Below are 19,908 nucleotides of genomic sequence, written 5' to 3'. Positions count from 1 at the left end.
GCAAGCTCTGCTCCTACAGGGGATTGCGTGACGATTTATGCCGAGTGATAGGTCGGCAATGCGAACCGTTGCTGGCTTTGCAGCATGGAAATCTGCGGCAGTTCGCTGGCCTGTTCGGCGACGTCACGGCGAATCGCGCTGATGACCCATGACAGCTGATCGCCGGCATGCAATTGCTGGTAGGAAATCGAACGTTTGAAGACTTTACCGTCGTGGCTGCGCAGGGTCAGCAGAATGCCGCCATCCGGCCGGGGCTGGGTGGTCACTTCGAAGTTGGAGAACAGCGACGAAAATTTTTCCTGGATCAGGCTCATGTCTATCAGCTCCATTTTGTGCTTGAAGGGCAACATGGAGGGGTAGTTGCAGTGATTGTGCCAGCACCTATATTTTTAAAATTTCATATAAATCAGTAAGTTATATTTTTATGATTTTTTGGCTTTCGTGCAATTTGCATGAATGGCCATCGTGCATCCTGCATTTTGCGAGATCGTCGACAACTGGATGGAACCAATCGCAACGGCGGAGTTCCGCTTTGCGAAGGCATCGGTCGCGGATACAAAACATTGCAAAAACCGCGTGTACAGCTCAAGAAGCCCTGACGTATTTTCGGCCTCAATCAACGCCACCCGACAATAAAAAGATCGAACGGGAGCAACCATGAGCCGCACGCTGCACGACACGATTACCTGGGGCATGATGCTCCGCAAGCTGCCTTCCATTGCCAAAGCCATCCCCCGCGTGGTGAAGGGCATGAAAGTCGCCAACGTCAAGGATCCGACCCAACCGTGTGGTCTCGGCTGGAGCTTCGAACAGGCGACGTTGCGCAATCCCGATGGCCCGGCATTGCTGCAGGGCGACGTGATGCTCACTTATGCACAGGCCAATCAGTGGGCCAATCGCATCGCCCATCACCTGATTGCCCAAGGCATCGGCAAGGGCGATGTGGTCGCGGTGTTTATCGAGAACCGTGTGGAACTGCTGGTGACGATATTGGCGGTGGCCAAGGTCGGTGCGATCAGCGCCTTGCTGAATACCTCCCAGACCCGCGATACCCTGGTTCATAGCCTGAATCTGGTGGCGCCTGTAGGGATTGTGGTCGGAGAAGAGCTGGTTCCGGCCTTCAATGCGGTCCGCGAGCGGGTGGCCATCGATGTGGCGCGCACCTGGTTTGTCGCCGATCAAGATACTGACCGTGATCCGGGCAAAACGCCCGATGGCTTCATTAACCTGATGGCGGCCAGCTGCGACGCGCCCAGTGACAATCCCGTCAGCAGCCGGCAAGTTTTTTTCGATGACCCTTGTTTCTATATCTACACCTCGGGCACTACCGGGTTGCCCAAGGCCGGGGTGTTCAAACACGGCCGCTGGATGCGCAGCTCCGCCAGCTTCGGGCTGATCGCCCTGGACATGCAGCCGCAGGACGTCGTCTATTGCACCTTGCCGCTGTACCACGCCACCGGGCTTTGCGTGTGCTGGGGCTCGGCGATCAGCGGGGCGTCGGGGTTTGCCATCCGCCGCAAGTTCAGCGCCAGCCAGTTCTGGAGCGACGTGCGCAAATACCGGGCGACCACCCTCGGGTACGTTGGCGAATTGTGTCGCTACCTGGTGGATCAACCGCGCAGCGTCGACGACAGTCGGCACAGCGTGAGGAAGATGATCGGCAATGGTCTGCGCCCCGGCGCGTGGAACGAGTTCAAGACGCGATTTGCCGTCGACCACATCTGCGAGCTGTACGCCGCCAGCGACGGCAATATTGGTTTCACCAACATCCTCAACTTCGACAACACCATTGGCTTTTCCCTGATGTCCTGGGAGCTGGTGGCGTACGACCACGACAGCGGTGCCCCCACGCGGGATGCCAAGGGGTTCATGCGCAAAGTGGCCAAGGGCGAGCAGGGGCTGTTGTTGGCGAGGATCGACGACAAGGCGCCTCTGGACGGCTACACCGATCCACAGAAGACCGCAAAAGTGGTGCTCCATGACGTGTTCGTGAAGGGCGACCGTTACTTCAATACCGGTGACCTGCTGCGCAACATCGGTTTCGGTCACGCGCAGTTTGTCGATCGCCTGGGCGACACCTACCGCTGGAAGGGCGAAAACGTCTCCACCACCGAGGTCGAGAACATCCTGTTGCAACACCCGCACATCGCCGAAGCCGTGGCCTATGGCGTGGAAATTCACAACACCAATGGGCGGGCAGGGATGGCGGCCATCACCCCGGCCGAATCCCTGGCGACCCTGGATTTCAGTGAGTTGCTGGCGTTCGCCAGGCAACAAATGCCGGCCTATGCGGTGCCACTGTTCCTGCGGGTGAAAGTGAAAATGGAAACCACCGGGACCTTTAAGTACCAGAAGACCCGGCTCAAGGACGAAGCCTTCGACCCGAGCAAAACCGGCGATGACCCGATTTATGCCTGGCTGCCGGGCACCGAAACCTACGTGCGAGTCACCGAGCAGGTGCTGGCGGATATTTACGGAGGCAGGCATCGCTATTGAAAGGGTCGCTATTGAATATCGCTATGACCGTCCATGAGAAAAAACAAGTGACAGGTTCCGGGCTGCTCGGGAAACTATCGGCTTTCCGATTGACCGAATGTGGAGTCCCCAATGTCAGACAAAAGCCGCCAGATGACCCCCGAAGAGGCTGCTGAATTTGCCGAACAGGTGTTCAACAAAGCGCGCGAGGGCGATGCGGCCATGATGGCTGCGCTGCTGACCAAGGGCCTGCCGCCGAACCTGCGCAACCACAAGGGCGACACTTTACTGATGCTCGCCGCGTACCACGGCCATGTCGACACCGTAAAAGTTTTGCTCGAACACAAGGCCGATCCCGAGATTCGCAACGACAACGGCCAGAGCCCGATTGCCGGCGCGGCATTCAAGGGTGATCTGGCAGTGGTCAAGGCGTTGGTCGAGGGTGGCGCTGAAGTGGAAGGTTCCTCCTTCGACGGTCGCACTGCGCTGATGATGGCGGCGATGTTCAACCGCGTCGAAATCATCGACTACCTGATCAGCAAAGGCGCCGATCCGAAAGCCAAGGACGCCAATGGTGTGTCTGCGCTGGACGCGGCCAAGACCATGGGCGCGGCGGATACCACGGCTCAGCTGCAAAAACTCCTGGCCTGATTCGGGCTTTTGTGGCGAGGGAGCTTGCTCCCGCTGGGCTGCGAAGCAGCCCCAAAATCAGCGATCGCGGTCATTCAGATAGACCACATTCACCGGATTTACGACTGCTTCGCAGCCGAACGGGGGCAAGCCCCCTCGCCACAGGTTCCTGCCAGGTCCCGCAATCCGTTTCCGAATGCGTTATCCTTCGCGCCCTCAAAATTCCCTTGCTACAGGATCCACCTCATGAAAGCCGCACTCGTCGAACTCATCAGCAAAATCAGCTCCGGGTGCATGGGCGAGGACGAAATCCTGAAAATCGCTGACGAAGCGGCTCAGGCCTACGCCGATCCCGAGGCTTTTCTGGCGGCCAATCCAGATATCAACTACGACGACACCTTTCCGATCCCGTTGGGCGAGTGGGTTGTCGTCGGCAGTCTGCCGGAAACCGTGCTGTTCCAGGCCGACACCTACATGGACCTGTTCGCGCAGATCGTCGCCTCGTTCGGCCCCGGCGTTGAGTTCAACATCAAGCCCAAGCAACTGGCCAAAACCGAAGCTCTCACGGCACTCAATCGCATTCAGGTGCAGATGAGCAGCCTGAACAAGGAAAACGGTGGCTACACCTTGATGAATTTCAGCCAGTTGCTCGACGACGAACTGCAAGTGGTGCTGGTCTTTGGCAACGACGTGCCACGGGTGCTGGAGTTGTGCGCCGAAGTCGGCATCGCCGCCGCGCCCTCCCTGGAAGCCCTGAAAGTGGCCATCCACGTCTGAAACCGTCTACAACGGTAATAAAACGGAACCCTCGCCAGGCCCGACTATCCTAAGAGTGCCTACCATTTTTTTGGAGCGACACCATGGGTTCCACGTTCAACACCCTGATCGGCCTGATTATTTTTGCCCTGGATATCTGGGCCATCATCAACGTGCTTAAAAGTGGCGCCGAAACCGGGATGAAAGTCCTTTGGGTGCTGTTGATCCTGCTGCTGCCGGTGCTGGGCCTGATCATCTGGGCCATCGCCGGGCCAAGAGGCGATGTGCGGATCTGACGATCTTCATGGTAGGAGCGAGGCTTGCCCGCGAAAGGATCGCTGCGGTGTACCTGATAGACCGAGTCATCGTTCTTCGCGGGCAAGCCTCGCTCCTACCGGTGTGTGCATCAGAAGGTTCGACCTGTCATGTTCCGCGACGTAGAATGCGCGCCTTTCCCGGTCAATCGAGGCGATCGATTGGCCATCATGGGCGGGTAACCGTCCGTTGCCACCCGCATTCATCGGAGCACTTCCCATGAGCAATACCCCAACCAGCGAGTACCTGGAAACCCTCTACGAAGGCTATGGTCAGCGTTTTCGCATGGAAAAACTGCTGCACGAAGTGCGCACCGAACACCAGCACCTGGTGATCTTCGAAAACCCGCGCATGGGCCGGGTGATGGCGCTGGATGGTGTAATCCAGACCACCGAAGCCGACGAATTCATCTACCACGAAATGCTCACCCACGTGCCGATCCTCGCCCATGGCACCGCCAAGCGCGTGCTGATCATCGGTGGTGGCGACGGCGGCATGCTGCGTGAAGTGGCCAAGCACCGCAGCGTCGAGCACATCACCATGGTCGAAATCGACGGCACCGTGGTCGACATGTGCAAGGAATTCCTGCCGAACCACTCCAAGGGTGCGTTCGATGATCCACGCCTGAACCTGGTGATCGACGACGGCATGCGTTTCGTCGCCACCACCACCGAAAAGTTCGACGTGATCATTTCCGACTCCACCGACCCGATCGGTCCGGGCGAAGTGCTGTTCTCCGAAAACTTCTACCAGGCTTGCCACCGCTGCCTGAACGAAGGCGGCATTCTGGTGACCCAGAACGGCACCCCGTTCATGCAAATCGAAGAAGTCAAAACCACCGCCGGTCGTCTGCGCAGCCTGTTCCCGGACTGGCACTTCTATCAGGCGGCCGTGCCGACCTACATCGGCGGCGCAATGACCTTCGCCTGGGGCGCGACCGATACCGCTTATCGCAAATTGTCCCGCGAAACCCTGCAACAGCGCTTCGCCGGCAGCGGCATCATCACCCGCTATTACAACCCGGAAATCCACATTGGTGCCTTCGCGTTGCCGCAGTACGTGCTGCAAGCGGTGAACAAACCTAGCAACGACTGATGCTTCGTCGATAAGAAAGGCCGTCGCCGGTGTTTGAAACACGCGGGTGACGGCCTTTTTTCATGTCTTGCTTTTAGGATCCCTTGGAACGATCGGCCAATGCACGAGTCGAGATAGATGTAAGCCCATCCATGGGTTTTACCGAGGAGGCACCGATGCAAAAGTGGAAAATCACTTTCGTGGATGATCACGGTGAATCAGTCGACGAACTCTTCGAGTGCGAGGAGTGCCCGAGCAAGGAGCAAGCCGCCAAACTCGTTCGCGCCCGACGCCTGCCGGTCGCTGCCGAACTGGACCTCAATGATCTGGAGGGTCGTACCGCTGATCCGACCGTCAAAAGTCTGAAATCCCAAAACAGCATTGAAATCCTCAGTATTACTCCGATTTGATACACCTCCTGTCACATTCACCACCAGGCCTTGGCAGCGGCTCTGTCTTGAGGCTACTCTGCAACCGAGATCAGCGAGTGACTCGCTAAGGTCTGGTCTTGTCAGCTACATGCTTGTTTCCCGGCGGCAACCTCTGTTGCTGCATCGAAAGTGCAGGGAATACGGAAAGTCTATCCATCAGTCTGAGGGGGACGTTTCATGAGCACAGCCTATCAAGAAGACATCAGCAGCAGCGTGCTGCGCCGCATGAAAGAAGGCGGTTTCGATTTTTCACGATTCCATCCCATCGAGTTCTACGCCATTTTCCCGGACGAGGAGCGGGCACGCAGGGCGGCAGGTCATTTTTGTGGTGAATCCTTGAATGCCCAGATCAGCGCGCGTGACGACGGCGCGTGGTCGCTGGAACTGAGCAAAGTGATGTACGCCACCTACGACGGGATCGGCGACTTCGAGCAGGACTTCGAGGCGGTGGTCGAGCCTCTGGGTGGCATCATCGAGGGATGGGGCGTCAAACAGGAGATACGAGGGCTACTCGCATAAGCTTATGAACAGTGACACTTAGTAACGGCTGACCTTTGGGTTGGCCGTTTTTGTTTCAATCTTTTTATTTCGCCACATTTCAAACGGACAAAAAAAAGCCACCTGAACAGGCGGCTAAAGGGAAGAGCGATCAGTTTTCCAGCGAATGCACGGATTATCCGCATCTCCCTCCCGAGCAGTGAAATCAACTCTGACTATGCTGCTGATAGGCGACAGCATTGCTTCGCCATGAAGCGGGGGCGATCAGGGTGGGGCAATTACCGCACAGGATTGGTGCGGGGCGCGCAGCAACATTATCCAACTGATTGATATCAAAGCGTTTCTGCCTATGGCACGGGCCTTGCGAAGGCCTGGATGTCCGTGTGACAAGGAGTACGGCATGATCCGCACCTATTTTGATGAGATGTACGATGCCGGCGGCCAGGTCCGTCCGCATTATCGGGAGTTTGCCCGTTGGTTGGCCGAAACGCCTGACGAGCTTCTGGCACAACGGCGACGCGAGGCCGATCTGTTATTTCATCGCGCCGGGATTACCTTCACGCTCTATGGTGATAAGCAGGGGACAGAGCGCCTGATTCCCTTCGACACCATTCCCCGCAGCATCCCCGCCAGTGAATGGCGGGTCGTCGAACGCGGCTGCATTCAGCGGGTCAAGGCATTGAACATGTTCCTTGCCGACCTCTATCACGAGCAGCGCATCATCAAGGCCGGCATCATCCCGGCCGAACAAGTGCTGGCCAACGAGCAATACCAGTTGGCGATGCAAGGGCTGGATCTGCACCGCGATATCTATTCGCACATTTCCGGCGTCGACCTGGTACGCGATGGCGACGGCACGTACTACGTGCTCGAAGACAACCTGCGTACCCCCAGCGGCGTGAGCTACATGCTCGAAGACCGCAAGATGATGATGCGCTTGTTCCCCGAGTTGTTCGCGGCCCAGCGCATCGCGCCGATCGACCACTACCCGAACCTGTTGCTCGACACCCTGAAAAGCTCCAGCCCGATCGACAACCCGAGCGTGGTGGTGCTGACGCCGGGGCGTTTCAACAGTGCGTTTTTCGAGCATGCGTTCCTCGCTCGGGAAATGGGCGTTGAACTGGTGGAAGGCGCCGACCTGTTCGTGCGCGACGACAAGGTGTTCATGCGCACCACGGACGGGCCGAAAGCGGTCGACGTGATCTACCGTCGCCTCGACGATGCTTTCCTCGATCCGCTGGCGTTCAACCCCGATTCGATGCTTGGCGTTCCAGGGCTGCTGTCGTCCTACCGCTCCGGCAATGTGGTGCTGGCGAATGCCATCGGCACCGGGGTCGCGGACGACAAGTCGGTGTATCCCTTCGTCACGGACATGATTCGTTTCTACCTCGATGAAGAGCCGATCTTGAAGAACGTGCCGACGTGGCAGTGTCGTAATCCTTCTGAACTGTCCCACGTGCTGGCCAACCTTCCGGAGCTGGTGGTCAAGGAAACCCAAGGCTCCGGCGGTTACGGAATGCTGGTGGGGCCGGCGGCGACGGCGGCGGAGATCGAGTCTTTCCGCGAGCGGATCAAAGCCAAGCCCCACGCGTACATCGCGCAACCGACGTTGTCGTTGTCGACCTGTCCGACCTTTGTCGAAAACGGCATCGCACCGCGCCACATCGACCTGCGTCCGTTTGTATTGTCTGGCCGCGAAACCCGGGTTGTGCCCGGCGGTTTGACCCGTGTCGCCTTGCGTGAAGGCTCCCTGGTGGTGAACTCGTCCCAGGGCGGCGGAACCAAGGACACCTGGGTGGTCGAGGATTGAAGGAAGCTTGCCATGTTAAGTAGAACTGCCTCGGATCTGTACTGGATGTCGCGTTACCTGGAGCGGGCGGAAAACCTCGCGCGGATGCTCGACATCAGTTATTCGCTGTCGCTGATGCCCCAGGACGGTCGTGGCGACGGCTTGCACGAACTGGCCATGCCGTTGCTGATCACTGGCACCCTGGACGATTACCTGGCGCGCCACGGCGATCTGCATGCCGAACGGCTGCTGCATTTTTTCGCCCTGGACGCGGCCAACCCGGCGAGCATCTACAGCTGCCTCGGTGCCGCGCGAGCCAGCGCCCATGCGGTGCGTGGGCGAATCACCGCCGACATGTGGGAAAACATCAACGCCACCTGGCTGGAAATTCGCGGGATCGCCGAGCAGGGCTTGAGTCGCTACGGCATGAGCCGTTTCTGTGAGTGGATCAAGGAACGTTCCCACCTGTTCCGCGGCGCTTGCTACGGCACGATCATGCGTAACGACGCGTTCCGCTTCATTCGTCTGGGCACCTTTATCGAAAGGGCCGACAACACCTTGCGCCTGCTTGATGCCCGTTACGAAATGGCCGGCGATCAAGCCGAAGCCGTCAGTGACGGTACGGCCCACGCCTACTACCAATGGAGCGCCTTGTTGCGGGCCTTGTCATCGTTCGAGGCCTACACCGAAATCTACCGCGACGCCCCCGGCGCCCGGCATGTGGCCGAGCTGTTATTGCTGCGCGCCGATGTGCCGCGATCCCTGCGAGCCTGCACCGAAGAGGTCGATCAGATTCTCGCTCAACTACCGGGGGCCAACGGCCGTCCCGCACAACGCCTGGCGGCGGAAATGGACGCGCGCCTGCGCTACACCGGTATCAACGAAATCCTCGACGAAGGCCTGCACACCTGGCTGACCGAGTTCATCCCGCTGGTGCGCCAGTTGGGCAATGCCATACACAGTTCCTATCTGGAGGCTGCATGAGACTTTCCATTAGCCACGAGACCGCCTATCACTACGAAGATCAGGTGCGGGCGAGCATCCAGTACCTGCGACTGACACCCCACGACAGCGAGCGCCAGCACGTGCTGAGCTGGCAACTCGACCTGCCGCGCCCGGTGCGCGCGCAACTCGATCCGTTCGGCAACATCCTGCATGTGTTGACCCTGGACGAGCCGCATGAGGCGATCATCATCGGCGCCCGTGGCCAGGTCGATATCGACGAGCTGCGCGAAGCCGAGCACGAGAGTCAGTCGGCGCTGCCGTTCCTGCGTTTCACCCGGCTGACCGAAGCCGACGAAGCCCTGCGCGCGTTTGCCGAGAAGGCGTGCAAGCAACGGCGGGATCGCACGGCGCTGATCGATTTGATGCATGGCCTGAACCAGCACATGACCTACACGCCGGGTTCCACTGAAGTGGAGACCAGCGCCGCGCAAGCTTTCGCCGGGCGTTCCGGGGTCTGCCAGGACCATACCCATGCGTTTCTCGCCTGCGCCCGCAGCCTGGGCATCCCCTCGCGTTATGTGTCGGGGTATTTGTACAGCGAGAACAGTGAACACCTGGCCAGTCACGCCTGGGCGGAAGCCTGGCTGAATGACGCCTGGTATAGCTTCGATGTGACCAACGAACTGGCCCGGCCTGAACGTCACTTGAAACTGGCCGTGGGCCTGGACTACCTCGACGCCTGCCCGGTGCGCGGTATGCGCCGTGGCGGTGGGTATGAGCAGATGCATGCCAAGGTGTTGGTCGCGCCGACGCCTGCGCCGGTGATCTCCGTCCAACAGCAGTAGCAGTCATTCATTGTGGCGAGGGAGCTTGCTCCCGCTCGGCTGTGCAGCAGTCGCAAACCCGGCGAATGCGGTTTGCCTGACGGATCGCGTCGCCTGATTTGAGGGCCGCTTCGCGCCCCAGCGGGAGCGAGCTCCCTCGCCACAGGTGGATGTTTACTTGGCCGTAGACACCTTGCGTCCCGCCATGTGCTTCAAATACCCCACCAACAACTCCAGATCCCCCTCAGGCAACACCGTCGGCGAGAACCCGGGCATCTTCGCCTGCGGCCACTGGCGCAAGCTCTGCGGGTCACGGATGTAACGCTTGAGGAAGTCTGCGCCGAAATACTCGGTCGGGTTGAACGGAATATTCAGGTCCGGCCCGAACTGCGCGTCCCCCGCGCCATTGAGTCGATGGCAGGCCAGGCAGTTCTTCTGAAACAGCGCAAAGCCCTTGTTCACCGGATGGTCCGCCTTCAATGCAGGATCGGGTAACAGGGCAGGGAAGCGCTCATCCACCGGGGCCATGCGCTTGATGCTCGCCACTTCGAACGGCCATTGCTCGGGACTGATATTGCCCGCCTGTGGATCGGTCCAGACCAGATAGAACGGCCCGGCACTGGGCTTGCCCTCGGACAGTGGCGGCCAGGGCTTGGCCGGGTCTTCAATCGCCAGCCAGGCCTGCGCGCCCTGGGTATTGAGCAACGGCGCGGCGGCCAGTTCGGCGGCAAAACCGTCCAGGGCCACGGCTTGCAAGTGGTCGTCAGGCTTGATGCCCGTCAACAACGCTGCCAACGGCACGGCGCGATAGCTCATGTCCCGTTTGTAGGAAACGTCGTTAGTGATCGTGATGGTCTGAGCCTGAGGATGCTTGAGCAATTCCTCGGTCTGCCAGGTGCGAGGGCTCGCGCCCAACTCAAGATTCAGCTGCGCGGCGGACAGAGGCGTGCTGAGCAGCAAGGCCCCAAACAAAATGAGCGCTTTCAAGTGATCGTCGTCCATGTCGTGGAAGTGCCGCAAAGGTTGGCACAGCCACGCCGGCCCGGATAGCGAGCCAGTCACATTTTTATCAGGCGAAATGAAAACCCCCGCTGCTCGATCAGCCAAGCACCTTGGTCAGGTTCGGCAAAATCAACAACAGCGTAGTAGCAAATAGAATGAGCCCGGCTTGACGTACTTTCGAATGTTTGAACATGGCTTGACCGCCTTTTTTGTTATTTCCTGGTTGCCTGCCTGCATATCTCCATGACGGCAGAGCGCTGCACTTCCTGTAGGACGAGAGCCTCGGCAAAACCCGACGACAACTTCGTACAGGTTTACATTAGGGCCCGCGTCACGCTTGGCTTAGATCCATTTCGTATGGACTTAGCGCTGACCACTGCCAAAAAGACATGAGGCCTATGGCCATCTTCTTGGGCGCCCGTTGGCTAGACAGCTTGGTGACACGAATCGATTAATCCGATAGCTGACTACCGTTCGTCTGAGCGTGACCGTCAACGCCAATGAGCGCTGTGGTCATTGAATCCACAGCTGCTCGGCATAAGGTGAGGGTATAGAGATCACCCTCAGGTTCGAGAACGCCATGACCCAAGCTTTGATATTTGACGCGTTACGCACGCCCCGTGGCAAAGGCAAGGCCAATGGCGCCTTGCACAGCGTCAAGCCAGTGAACCTGGTGGCCGGGCTGCTGACGGCGTTGCAGCAGCGCACCTCCCTGGACACCAGTCAGGTCGACGACGTGGTGCTTGGCTGTGTGACGCCTATCGGTGATCAGGGCGCCGACATTGCCAAGACCGCCACACAAGTGGCCGATTGGGACGTCAGCGTGGCGGGTGTGCAACTCAATCGCTTCTGCGCGTCGGGGCTGGAAGCAGTGAACCTGGGCGCGATGAAAGTGCGTTCCGGCTTCGAAGATCTGGTGGTGGTCGGTGGCGTCGAGTCGATGTCCCGCGTGGCCATGGGCAGCGACGGCGGGGCCTGGGCGCTGGACCCGGAAACCAACTTGCACAGCCATTTCACACCCCAGGGCGTGGGTGCTGACCTGATCGCGACAATCGAAGGTTTCAGTCGTCAGGACGTCGATGCCTTCGCGTTGCACTCCCAGCAGAAAGCGGCGCGGGCGCGGGCGGATGGTTCCTTCAACAAGTCGCTGGTGCCGGTGCAGGACCAGAACGGCATCATCCTGCTTGATCACGATGAGTTCATTCGCGCCGATTCGACGATGGAAGGCCTGGGCAAGCTCAAGCCGAGTTTCGAAATGATCGGGCAAATGGGCTTCGACGCCACGGCATTGCGGATGTACAGCCAGGTCGAGCGGATCAACCACGTTCACACGCCGGGCAACAGCTCCGGGATCGTCGATGGCGCGGCGCTGATGCTGATCGGCTCCGAAGCGAAGGGCCGGGCGCTGGGCTTGCAGCCACGGGCGCGGGTCGTCGCCACGGCGGTCACCAGCACCGACCCGACTATCATGCTCACCGGCCCGGCGCCGGCCACCCGCAAGGCACTGGCCAAGGCCGGGCTGCGGGTCGAAGACATCGACCTTTTCGAGGTCAATGAAGCGTTCGCCTCGGTCGTGTTGAAGTTCATCAAGGACATGGCCATCGACCCGGACAAGGTCAACGTCAACGGCGGCTCCATCGCCATGGGCCACCCGCTCGGCGCCACCGGTTGCGCGATTCTCGGCACGCTGCTCGATGAACTGGAAACCCGGCGCCTGCGCTATGGCCTGGCGACATTGTGTGTCGGCGGCGGCATGGGCATTGCCACCATCATCGAACGCCTCTGAGCCTGCGTTTAAGAAAATCCGACTCAAGGAAAATTGCCATGACCCAAGCCATTCGTTACGAAAAGGGCCAGGACCGGATCGTCGTCTTGACCATCGACATGCCGGGCCAGAGCGCCAACACCATGAACGCGGTCTACCGCGAGGCCATGGCCACCTGTGTCGAGCGCCTGGTCGCCGACAAGGATGCGATTGCCGGCGTGATCATCACCTCGGCCAAGAAAACCTTCTTCGCCGGTGGCGACCTCAATGAACTGATCAAGGTCGGCAAGTCCGAAGCTCAAGCCTTTTACAACATGGTGCTGACCCTCAAGGGCCAGTTGCGCACCCTGGAAACCCTCGGTAAACCGGTGGTTGCCGCCATTAACGGTGCGGCGCTCGGCGGCGGTTGGGAAATCTGCCTGGCATGCCATCACCGTGTGGCGCTCGACAACCCGTCGGTGCTGCTTGGCCTGCCGGAAGTCACCCTCGGCCTGTTGCCGGGCGGCGGCGGGGTGGTGCGCATGGTGCGCATGCTGGGCATCGAAAAAGCTCTGCCGTATCTGCTGGAAGGCAAGAAAATCCGCCCGCAACAGGCGCTGCAAGCGAGGTTGATCGATGAGTTGGCTGTCGATCACGATGAGCTGATGGCCAAGGCGCGGGCGTGGATTGCTGCTCATCCGGTTGCTGTGCAGCGTTGGGATGTGAAGGGTTATCAGATCCCTGGCGGTACGCCGTCGGATCCGAAAGTCATGCAGATGCTGGCCATCACGCCGTCGATCCTACGTAGTAAAACCCAGGGGTGCCTGCCCGCGCCGGAGAAAATCCTCTGCGCCGCGGTGGAGGGCGCTCAGGTGGATTTCGACACCGCGCACCTGATCGAAACCCGCTATTTCACCGAACTGACTACGGGCCAGGTGTCGAAAAACCTCATCGGCACCTTTTGGTTCCAGCTCAATGAGATCAATGCCGGCGGTTCGCGACCTCAGGGCATAGCGCCTTACGTGACGAAGAAAGTCGGCGTGCTCGGCGCCGGGATGATGGGCGCGGGCATCGCGTTTGTCAGCGCCTCGGCCGGTATCGATGTGGTGCTCAAAGACATCAACCTCGCCGCGGCAGAGAAGGGCAAGGCCCACTCGGCGGCGCTGCTGGACAAGAAGGTTGCTCGGGGCCAGTTGAGCCGGGAACAGCGCGAGGCGATTCTGACGCGGATCCATACCACTCAAGACGATGCGGATCTGGCCGGTTGTGATTTGATTATCGAAGCGGTGTTTGAAGATCGTGAACTGAAGGCCAGGGTCTCATCGGCAGCGCAAACCGTCGTCGGCCCGGACGCGGTGATCGCCTCCAATACCTCAACGTTGCCGATCAGTGGTCTGGCCACCGCCGTGCCAGACCAGAGCAAATTCATCGGCCTGCATTTCTTCAGTCCCGTGGAGAAAATGCCGCTGGTGGAAATCATCAAAGGCGTCCATACCAGCGACGAAACCCTGGCTCGCGGTTTCGATTTCGTCCTGCAAATCAAGAAAACTCCGATTGTGGTCAATGACAGTCGTGGCTTTTTTACGTCGCGGGTGTTTGGCACCTTCACCAACGAAGGCATCGCGATGCTCGGCGAAGGCGTGAGCGCGCCGATGATCGAGACCGAAGCGCGCAAGGCCGGCATGCCCGTCGGGCCTCTGGCGATCTCCGACGAAGTTTCCCTCAGCCTCATGAGCCATATCCGCCAGCAAACCGCCAAAGACCTGCAAGCGGAAGGGAAACCACTGATTGAGCACCCGGCGTTCGCCGTGATTGACTTGCTGCTCAGGGAATTCAAGCGTCCGGGCAAGGCCGCTGGAGGTGGTTTCTACGATTACCCGGCCGCCGGGCAGAAACATTTGTGGCCGGAGCTGAAAACCCGTTTCGAGAAAGCTGACGGGCAGATTTCGCCGAAGGATGTGCGTGATCGGCTGCTGTTCATCCAAGCCATCGAAACCGTGCGCTGTGTGGAGGAGGGCGTGCTGACCTCGACGGCGGATGCCAACGTTGGCTCGATCTTCGGCATCGGCTTCGCGGCCTGGACCGGCGGTGCGCTGCAATTCATCAACCAGTACGGTGTGAAAGACTTTGTTGCCCGCGCCCAGTACCTGGCCGAGCAATATGGCGAACGCTTCACGCCGCCTGCGCTGTTGCTGGAGAAAGCCGCCAAGGACGCGCTGTTCTAAGGCGGCGTTCCAAGGGACCGATGACGCCTTCCGGGGCTTGCCTTGCCACCGTGTTTCAAGGCAGGCTCTGGGGTGTGCATTATTCCCACCATGTGTCAGGTATTTTTTATGTCGTTACGCATCTGCATTCTGGAAACCGACATCCTGCGTCCGGAACTGGTCGATCAATATCAGGGTTACGGGCAGATGTTCCAGCGTCTGTTTTCGCAGCAACCCATCGCGGCCGAATTCAGCGTGTACAACGTGATGCAGGGCGATTATCCCAGCGATGACCTGACCTTCGATGCGTATCTGGTCACCGGCAGCAAGGCCGATTCCTTCGGCACCGACCCATGGATTCAAACCCTCAAGACGTATCTGCTGAAGCGCTACGAGCGTGGCGACAAACTGCTGGGCGTGTGCTTCGGTCACCAACTGTTGGCGCTGCTATTGGGCGGCAAGAGCGAGCGGGCGACCCAGGGCTGGGGAGTCGGCACCCACAAATACAAACTCGCGGCCAAGGCGCCGTGGATGAGCCCGGTGAGGGAAGAACTGACGTTGCTGATCAGTCACCAGGATCAGGTCACCGCATTGCCGGAAAACGCGACGGTGATTGCTTCTAGCGATTTCTGCCCGTTCGCCGCGTACCACATCAACGATCAGGTGCTGTGCTTCCAGGGGCATCCGGAGTTCATTCACGATTACTCGCGGGCGCTGCTGGATATCCGCCAGGAAGCACTGGGCGAGCAGATTTATTCGCAAGGTATGGCGAGTCTTGAACACGAGCATCACGGCACTACCGTCGCAGAGTGGATGATGCGGTTTGTGGCGCACAAGCCTGAGACTGACTCGGTTAAGCCTTAAAAGCTTCGCGGGCAAGCCTCGCTCCTACGGATAACCCTGTAGGAGCGAGGCTGCCCGCGAATTTTGCAGACGCCTCGGTCCCGACTACAACCACCCAGACTTTTTGAAGCTCGCCCACAAACCGACGCACCCAACGGTGATAAACCCCAGCACCGCGAAATACCCGTAATGCCAGCTCAACTCCGGCATGTTCTGGAAGTTCATCCCATAGATCCCGGCCACCGCGGTCGGGAATGCCAGAATCGCCGCCCATGCCGCAAACTTGCGCTGCACCACGCTCTGGCGTGACGCCTCCAGCAACACCCCGACCTCGATGGTCTGGCTGGCAATGTCCGCCAGGGTCGTCAGGTCTTCCAGTTGCCGCGTGACATGAATCTGCACATCGCGGAAATACGGGCGCATATTTTTGTCGATAAACGGAAAGCTCAGCTTTTGCAGTTCCTCACCGATCTCCACCATCGGTGCCGCGTACCGGCGCAAGCGCAATACATCGCGGCGCAGGCCGTGGAGTTTCTGGATGTCGCGTTCGTTCAGGGAACCGCAGAGGACATTACTCTCCAGCTCATCGATCTCGGCATGAATCGCTTCGCCCATCGGCTGGTAGTTTTCAATCACGAAATCGAGGATGGCATAGAGTACGAAATCTTCCCCATGCTCCAGCAACAGCGGGCGCGCCTCACAACGCTGTCGGACATGGGCGTAGGACGCCGAATGACCGTTACGTGCGGTAATGATGTAGCCCTTGCCGGCGAAGATGTGCGTCTCGATGAACTGCAATTTGCCTTCGTTGCGGATCGGTGAATACGTGACGATGAACAGCGCATCGCCGAACGTTTCCAGCTTCGGTCGGCTGTGTTTTTCCAGGGCGTCTTCGATGGCCAGTTCGTGCAGGTTGAACTGGCGTTGCAGGTTGAACAGCTCCTGCGCATTGGGCTCTTCGAGGCCGATCCACACAAAGTGGCCAGGCTTGGCAGCCCAGGCAGCGCCTTCGTCGAGGGTGATGTTGGTGACTTTTTTACCGGCGCTGTAAACCGCAGCAGCAACGACTCTACCCATGATGATTCACTTCTTATCGGTCGCTTTCTATTGGTAAAGACTGGCGGTGCCAGGCAGGTTTCAGCTTAACCTTGTCTACTGCTTGAGAGTCAGCAAAATCGGTAGAGTTCGCAGGCAAAAGAAAACCCGCACAGGGCGGGTTTCATTCAGGCGGCTTGCAGTTGCCGATCCATCGAGTCGATGCACTCACGCATCTGTTCGCGGCACTGGGCGATCAACATCGGCATGTCATCCAGACTCAATCCAGCCGTAGGAATTGCCGGTAACGAACGGATCAGAATCTTCCCACTGCGCCAGCGGTTCAATCGCATGTGTTTGACGTAACTGCTGACACACACCGGCACGATTGGCACGCCGGCGGCAATCGCCATCTGGAACGCGCCTTTCTTGAACGGCAGCAGCTCTTCGCCCAAGTTGCGGGTGCCCTCGGGGAAGACCCAGATCGAGGTGTCTTCATTCTGCAAGGTGTGCGTGGTGGTCAGCATCGACTGGCGTGCCTTGTGCGCATTGCCGCGATCGATCAACACATTGCCCGCCAGCCAGAACAACTGTCCGAACAGCGGCACCCACTTCAGGCTCTTCTTGCCGATGCACACGGTGCGGCGGGGCACCACGTTGCCGAACACAAACAGATCGTAGTTGGACTGGTGGTTGGCGATGATCACACAGCTGTCGGGTTTATCCATCAACGGCCCGACATCGGCCTTCACCCGCAAACGCAAAATACACATCGCGGGCCACGCATACAGACGCGCGCATAAACGGCTGTTGTCCGGATTAAACGGCCGGCATAGACCGAGGATCACTCCAAGCACGCCGGCCAGAATAAAGTGCAAGCCCATCAATAACATACGAAACACAAACAGCATTTAAAGGCCCACCGGGACAAAAGGTGGCGCAGTGTACGGATGTGCACTGTTTTCGGCAATTGCCGCTATAGAAGTGGGAGATAGCCGATTTTTGAATGCATGTTTCCGACTTGTGGGTCAGATGCGGCCTAGAGCGGTTGTAAGGTTTTAAACCAGACACCCAAGAAAAAGCCCGACACGACGGTCGGGCTTTTCGGTGCAACGCGTTCGGGCTTAGCCCATGTGCTCCTGATCCAGGATGATCGCGTTGTCCAGCGTCTCCAGCAGCGCCTTGCGCGTTTTCAACTTGGTGTTCTTGTGGGCGATCATGTTGAGCTTCTTCAACTGACGAGCCGCCGCCAGCGCCGCGTCTTGCAGCTCTTCGGCCGACACCACCTTATCGAGGAAGCCGGCATCCACGGCGTTTTGTGGGTTGAACATCTCGGCATTGATCACCGCGCGATGGAACGCCGACTTGCGCAGACGATCACGGGCCAGTTCGATACCGGCATGGTGCATGGTCATGCCGATCTGCACTTCGTTCAGGCCAATGCTGAACGGGCCATCGACACCGATGCGGTAGTCAGCCGACAACAGAAGAAACGCACCTTTGGCCACCGCATGCCCAGGACATGCCACGACCACCGGGAACGGATGCGACAGCAGGCGACGAGCCAGGGTCGAACCCGCAGCCACCAGTGCCATGGCCTCGTTAGGGCCGGCCGTCATCACCTTCAAATCATAACCACCCGACAAAATTCCCGGCTGACCGGTAATGATCACCACCGCCCGATCCGCTACCGCCCGATCCAGCGCAGCGTTAAAGGCGACAATCACGTCTGGAGAGATGGCATTGACCTTGCCATTGCTCAAGGTCAGGGTCGCGATACCGTCTTCGAGATGGTAGGAAATCAACTCACTCATGACGCCAATCCTTCTAATAAAGTAGGGCAGACGTTACCCACCGCTGTAGGCCAGGTAAAGCGCCGTGACTGACCCGTCAGTCACCGTTTTCCAGCTCTCCAGGCATTGTCCGCCCCGCCCATCGTGCATTGGCTTCTATATAGAAGGGGAGGCGAAGCCGGAGATTGGCAGGTTTGCCATGCCCTTGAACGCCCCCAAAGCGCTAATCGCGTTAAGCGCATGAAAATTCTGAAAAAAATGTTTGCCATCAGAAAAGCTTTCGACTACATTAGCGCGCCTCGACAGACTGAATAGGTTTGACGAGATACGGTGAAGTGTCCGAGTGGCTTAAGGAGCACGCCTGGAAAGTGTGTATACAGGAAACTGTATCGAGAGTTCGAATCTCTCCTTCACCGCCAAATTCGATATACACAAAACCCCTGATTTCGAGAGAAGTCAGGGGTTTTGTGGTTTCTGGCGTCTGGATTTCATGCATTAGACTGCCAAACTCCTTGAGCGGAATCGACCTCGGTGCCCAAACCCTCGAGTCAGTTTCGTCGTTTCAGCCATTGATGACAGCTCTGAACAAGGACATCCCATGATCACCACCACTACCCACACCATCGAAGGTCGGCAAATCACCGCCTACTTGGACATCGTCAGCGCCGAGTCGGTGCAGGGCGTTAACGTGATTCGCGACATGTTCGCCGGGATGCGGGATTTTTTCGGTGGGCGTTCTCAGACGTTGGAGCGGGCATTGAAGGAGGCGCGGATTCAGGCGACCGATGAGATCAAGGAGCGGGCGCGGGTGCTTCAGGCGGATGCGGTGGTGGGGCTCGATTATGAGATCAGCATGCCTGCCGGCAAGGGTGGGATGGTGGTGGTGTTTGTGACCGGGACGGCGGTCAAGCTGAGGTAGGTTGCTCGGTACTGGCCATTCGTCGGGCATGTAACGATCTGAATCACAAGTCTGGGAATGACCGGCTAGTCTCAAAAACCAGGGTGGTCGATATTTTTCAGGCAAAAAGGGCTTGCCGGTATCGACCCGTTTTGAGAGGAGCGAAGATATGGCTGAGCCGTATATCGAAGACGACGGTGCAGAGTTTCCAATCAATGATTGCGTGCAGTGTGGTCAGACGGACTATGTGCCGAGCTTCGGCGAAGACCGTATCAAAATCAACAAAATCAAATCTGCAGTGCCTCGGACCCGAGGGCCGAAATCGAAATTTATGCCCAAGCTGGGGGCGCCCTCCAGGAAGTAAACCGATCACAGCACGAACCCCGCCATTGAGCGGGGTTTCTTGTTTCTGAAGGGCGGGAAACGTGGCTCGGTGGCAATGCTGAGAAATGTCCTACAACTTTGCGAGCACTGGTATTTTTTTCACAAACTTTTCACACCGGCCTCCGTAGGCTCAGCTCATCCGTTAGAAAGCAGTACCCTGGCCCGTCTCCCCAGCGGGCTTTTTTTTGCCTGTCATAAAACCTTTTGCATAAACGCTGTCCAACCGTCGCCATTGGCGAGGTTGTTCTGGTTTTGTGTCTGGACTTTC

General features: G+C 58.6%; 20 protein-coding genes and 1 tRNA gene. 16 read left to right on the top strand and 5 right to left on the bottom strand.

Annotated elements, in window-relative coordinates; genetic code table 11:
- Positions 1-35 precede the first annotated feature (35 nt).
- Complete coding sequence (locus AC1DQM_RS14340) at positions 36-314, bottom strand: DUF3509 domain-containing protein (protein ID WP_018925205.1); 279 nt, start codon at positions 312-314, stop codon at positions 36-38.
- 343 nt (positions 315-657) lie between these two features.
- Here AC1DQM_RS14340 and AC1DQM_RS14335 point away from each other — a divergent pair, with 343 nt between their 5' ends.
- The 10 genes from AC1DQM_RS14335 (at position 658) to AC1DQM_RS14290 (ending at position 9,758) form a co-directional block, all read left to right on the top strand.
- Complete coding sequence (locus AC1DQM_RS14335; protein WP_111454651.1) at positions 658-2,496, top strand: long-chain-acyl-CoA synthetase; 1,839 nt, start codon at positions 658-660, stop codon at positions 2,494-2,496.
- A 111-nt stretch (positions 2,497-2,607) separates the two neighbouring features.
- Positions 2,608-3,126: an ankyrin repeat domain-containing protein gene (locus AC1DQM_RS14330; protein WP_019648228.1), complete on the top strand. Its 519-nt coding sequence runs from the start codon at positions 2,608-2,610 to the stop codon at positions 3,124-3,126.
- 225 nt (positions 3,127-3,351) lie between these two features.
- Positions 3,352-3,882, top strand: coding sequence for a hypothetical protein (locus AC1DQM_RS14325; protein WP_064619242.1), 531 nt, complete (start codon positions 3,352-3,354; stop codon positions 3,880-3,882).
- An 83-nt stretch (positions 3,883-3,965) separates the two neighbouring features.
- Positions 3,966-4,157 carry a PLDc N-terminal domain-containing protein gene (locus AC1DQM_RS14320; RefSeq protein ID WP_007940802.1) on the top strand — a complete coding sequence of 64 codons (192 nt, stop codon included), beginning with the start codon at positions 3,966-3,968 and terminating at the stop codon, positions 4,155-4,157.
- 238 nt (positions 4,158-4,395) lie between these two features.
- Positions 4,396-5,271, top strand: coding sequence for a polyamine aminopropyltransferase (speE, locus tag AC1DQM_RS14315; RefSeq protein ID WP_018925208.1), 876 nt, complete (start codon positions 4,396-4,398; stop codon positions 5,269-5,271).
- 155 nt (positions 5,272-5,426) lie between these two features.
- Positions 5,427-5,660, top strand: a complete 234-nt coding sequence (locus tag AC1DQM_RS14310; RefSeq protein ID WP_064619239.1) for a hypothetical protein — start codon at positions 5,427-5,429, stop codon at positions 5,658-5,660.
- Between the two features lie 198 nt (positions 5,661-5,858).
- Positions 5,859-6,200 (top strand): ribonuclease E inhibitor RraB, encoded by a 342-nt coding sequence (locus AC1DQM_RS14305; RefSeq protein ID WP_018925210.1) that lies wholly within the window; start codon positions 5,859-5,861, stop codon positions 6,198-6,200.
- 379 nt (positions 6,201-6,579) lie between these two features.
- The gene (locus AC1DQM_RS14300; protein ID WP_477743805.1) at positions 6,580-7,989 is read left to right on the top strand and encodes a circularly permuted type 2 ATP-grasp protein; all 1,410 of its coding nucleotides are present in this window, start codon (positions 6,580-6,582) and stop codon (positions 7,987-7,989) included.
- A gap of 12 nt (positions 7,990-8,001) precedes the next feature.
- Entirely contained in the window at positions 8,002-8,952 is a 951-nt protein-coding gene (locus AC1DQM_RS14295) for an alpha-E domain-containing protein (RefSeq protein WP_026286340.1), read from the top strand.
- Complete coding sequence (locus tag AC1DQM_RS14290) at positions 8,949-9,758, top strand: transglutaminase family protein (protein ID WP_477746390.1); 810 nt, start codon at positions 8,949-8,951, stop codon at positions 9,756-9,758. Before AC1DQM_RS14295 ends, AC1DQM_RS14290 begins: the two co-directional genes overlap by 4 nt.
- 153 nt (positions 9,759-9,911) lie before the next feature.
- Here AC1DQM_RS14290 and AC1DQM_RS14285 read toward each other — a convergent pair whose 3' ends face one another.
- On the bottom strand, positions 9,912-10,739 hold the full coding sequence (locus AC1DQM_RS14285; protein WP_018925214.1) for a c-type cytochrome: 828 nt from the start codon (positions 10,737-10,739) through the stop codon (positions 9,912-9,914).
- 580 nt (positions 10,740-11,319) lie between these two features.
- Here AC1DQM_RS14285 and AC1DQM_RS14280 point away from each other — a divergent pair.
- From AC1DQM_RS14280 to AC1DQM_RS14270, 3 genes are all read left to right on the top strand, one after another.
- Entirely contained in the window at positions 11,320-12,525 is a 1,206-nt protein-coding gene (locus AC1DQM_RS14280) for an acetyl-CoA C-acetyltransferase (protein WP_477746389.1), read from the top strand.
- A gap of 38 nt (positions 12,526-12,563) precedes the next feature.
- Positions 12,564-14,708: a 3-hydroxyacyl-CoA dehydrogenase NAD-binding domain-containing protein gene (locus AC1DQM_RS14275; protein WP_477746388.1), complete on the top strand. Its 2,145-nt coding sequence runs from the start codon at positions 12,564-12,566 to the stop codon at positions 14,706-14,708.
- A gap of 108 nt (positions 14,709-14,816) precedes the next feature.
- Positions 14,817-15,551, top strand: coding sequence for an amidotransferase (locus AC1DQM_RS14270; RefSeq protein WP_018925217.1), 735 nt, complete (start codon positions 14,817-14,819; stop codon positions 15,549-15,551).
- 84 nt (positions 15,552-15,635) lie between these two features.
- Here the strand turns inward: AC1DQM_RS14270 and AC1DQM_RS14265 are convergent, their stop codons facing one another.
- The 3 genes from AC1DQM_RS14265 to AC1DQM_RS14255 form a co-directional block, all read right to left on the bottom strand.
- The gene (locus AC1DQM_RS14265; RefSeq protein WP_086945797.1) at positions 15,636-16,607 is read right to left on the bottom strand and encodes a magnesium and cobalt transport protein CorA; all 972 of its coding nucleotides are present in this window, start codon (positions 16,605-16,607) and stop codon (positions 15,636-15,638) included.
- A 146-nt stretch (positions 16,608-16,753) separates the two neighbouring features.
- Positions 16,754-17,476, bottom strand: a complete 723-nt coding sequence (locus AC1DQM_RS14260) for a 1-acylglycerol-3-phosphate O-acyltransferase (protein WP_018925219.1) — start codon at positions 17,474-17,476, stop codon at positions 16,754-16,756.
- 213 nt (positions 17,477-17,689) lie between these two features.
- Complete coding sequence (locus tag AC1DQM_RS14255) at positions 17,690-18,379, bottom strand: crotonase/enoyl-CoA hydratase family protein (RefSeq protein ID WP_064619225.1); 690 nt, start codon at positions 18,377-18,379, stop codon at positions 17,690-17,692.
- Positions 18,380-18,687: 308 nt separating this feature from the next.
- On the opposite strand from AC1DQM_RS14255, the gene AC1DQM_RS14250 reads away from it, so the two are divergent.
- The 3 genes from AC1DQM_RS14250 (at position 18,688) to AC1DQM_RS14240 (ending at position 19,620) form a co-directional block, all read left to right on the top strand.
- Positions 18,688-18,777 (top strand) — tRNA-Ser (locus tag AC1DQM_RS14250).
- 179 nt (positions 18,778-18,956) lie between these two features.
- Entirely contained in the window at positions 18,957-19,277 is a 321-nt protein-coding gene (locus tag AC1DQM_RS14245; protein ID WP_019579730.1) for a YbjQ family protein, read from the top strand.
- A gap of 148 nt (positions 19,278-19,425) precedes the next feature.
- Positions 19,426-19,620 (top strand): hypothetical protein, encoded by a 195-nt coding sequence (locus tag AC1DQM_RS14240; protein ID WP_007940781.1) that lies wholly within the window; start codon positions 19,426-19,428, stop codon positions 19,618-19,620.
- Positions 19,621-19,908 lie beyond the last annotated feature (288 nt).

Source organism: Pseudomonas sp. 01L34, assembly GCF_056400265.1.
The sequence above is the reverse complement of the archived record's forward strand: the minus strand, read 5'-3'. Positions and strand labels throughout refer to the sequence as shown.

Bases quoted from the DNA above. Each gene is read 5' to 3' on its own strand.
- AC1DQM_RS14340 (WP_018925205.1), bottom strand. From the start codon at position 314: ATGAGCCTGATCCAGGAAAAATTTTCGTCGCTGTTCTCCAACTTCGAA.
- AC1DQM_RS14335 (WP_111454651.1), top strand. From the start codon at position 658: ATGAGCCGCACGCTGCACGACACGATTACCTGGGGCATGATGCTCCGC.
- AC1DQM_RS14330 (WP_019648228.1), top strand. From the start codon at position 2,608: ATGTCAGACAAAAGCCGCCAGATGACCCCCGAAGAGGCTGCTGAATTT.
- AC1DQM_RS14325 (WP_064619242.1), top strand. From the start codon at position 3,352: ATGAAAGCCGCACTCGTCGAACTCATCAGCAAAATCAGCTCCGGGTGC.
- AC1DQM_RS14320 (WP_007940802.1), top strand. From the start codon at position 3,966: ATGGGTTCCACGTTCAACACCCTGATCGGCCTGATTATTTTTGCCCTG.
- speE (WP_018925208.1), top strand. From the start codon at position 4,396: ATGAGCAATACCCCAACCAGCGAGTACCTGGAAACCCTCTACGAAGGC.
- AC1DQM_RS14310 (WP_064619239.1), top strand. From the start codon at position 5,427: ATGCAAAAGTGGAAAATCACTTTCGTGGATGATCACGGTGAATCAGTC.
- AC1DQM_RS14305 (WP_018925210.1), top strand. From the start codon at position 5,859: ATGAGCACAGCCTATCAAGAAGACATCAGCAGCAGCGTGCTGCGCCGC.
- AC1DQM_RS14300 (WP_477743805.1), top strand. From the start codon at position 6,580: ATGATCCGCACCTATTTTGATGAGATGTACGATGCCGGCGGCCAGGTC.
- AC1DQM_RS14295 (WP_026286340.1), top strand. From the start codon at position 8,002: ATGTTAAGTAGAACTGCCTCGGATCTGTACTGGATGTCGCGTTACCTG.
- AC1DQM_RS14290 (WP_477746390.1), top strand. From the start codon at position 8,949: ATGAGACTTTCCATTAGCCACGAGACCGCCTATCACTACGAAGATCAG.
- AC1DQM_RS14285 (WP_018925214.1), bottom strand. From the start codon at position 10,739: ATGGACGACGATCACTTGAAAGCGCTCATTTTGTTTGGGGCCTTGCTG.
- AC1DQM_RS14280 (WP_477746389.1), top strand. From the start codon at position 11,320: ATGACCCAAGCTTTGATATTTGACGCGTTACGCACGCCCCGTGGCAAA.
- AC1DQM_RS14275 (WP_477746388.1), top strand. From the start codon at position 12,564: ATGACCCAAGCCATTCGTTACGAAAAGGGCCAGGACCGGATCGTCGTC.
- AC1DQM_RS14270 (WP_018925217.1), top strand. From the start codon at position 14,817: ATGTCGTTACGCATCTGCATTCTGGAAACCGACATCCTGCGTCCGGAA.
- AC1DQM_RS14265 (WP_086945797.1), bottom strand. From the start codon at position 16,607: ATGGGTAGAGTCGTTGCTGCTGCGGTTTACAGCGCCGGTAAAAAAGTC.
- AC1DQM_RS14260 (WP_018925219.1), bottom strand. From the start codon at position 17,476: ATGCTGTTTGTGTTTCGTATGTTATTGATGGGCTTGCACTTTATTCTG.
- AC1DQM_RS14255 (WP_064619225.1), bottom strand. From the start codon at position 18,379: ATGAGTGAGTTGATTTCCTACCATCTCGAAGACGGTATCGCGACCCTG.
- AC1DQM_RS14245 (WP_019579730.1), top strand. From the start codon at position 18,957: ATGATCACCACCACTACCCACACCATCGAAGGTCGGCAAATCACCGCC.
- AC1DQM_RS14240 (WP_007940781.1), top strand. From the start codon at position 19,426: ATGGCTGAGCCGTATATCGAAGACGACGGTGCAGAGTTTCCAATCAAT.